Origin of the sequence: Phocaeicola intestinalis (assembly GCF_014837065.1) — a bacterium.
Classification (GTDB): Bacteria; Bacteroidota; Bacteroidia; order Bacteroidales; family Bacteroidaceae; genus Phocaeicola; species Phocaeicola intestinalis.
Genome location: NZ_JACSPP010000154.1, coordinates 1 through 575 on the forward strand (window position 1 = coordinate 1; position 575 = coordinate 575).

Genomic DNA, 575 nt, shown 5'->3' on the forward strand with positions numbered 1-575 from the left:
ACCATAAAGACAACAGCAAAAGTTTCCGTGCCTTGACGGGAGTTAGCCATGAACAGTTTTGTGCGCTTCTCCCTTATTTCGAGGCTGCGCATGAGGACTATTTGTCCGAGTATGAAATGACTGGGGAACGCCGTAGCGGAAAACGCCGCAGTCCTTCCATCTACAAGAACAGCCCCCTTCCCAGCATATCCGACCGCCTGTTCTTCATTTTGGTTTATTTGAAAAACAACCCGTTGCAGGAATATCATGCGGCCTGTTTCGGGATGAACCAGAAGCACTGCAACATATTCATCCATTGCCTGACTAAAATCCTTCGTCTGTCCCTTAAAGCGAAAGGTCTTGTCCCCGCAGAAACCGACAAGGAGCTTGCCGAACGGCTGGCGGAACTTTCCAAGGAGGGGGACAAGCCGGTGCTTCTTCATGACGGGACGGAACGGGAGATTCCCCGTCCGGCAGACCGGGACATGCAAAAAGAGCGTTACAGCGGCAAGAAAAAACGGCACACGGTCAAGAACGCCGTCATTGTAACGATGGCTTGTCTGGTCATATTTGTCAGTCAGACCGTTTCGGGCAAG

Annotated in this window: 1 protein-coding gene; it reads left to right on the forward strand. The window is 51.5% G+C overall.

What is annotated here, in order from left to right; genetic code table 11:
* A partial coding sequence (locus H9625_RS17470) for a transposase family protein (protein WP_191765607.1) occupies nucleotides 1-575 on the forward strand: 575 nt, incomplete at both ends.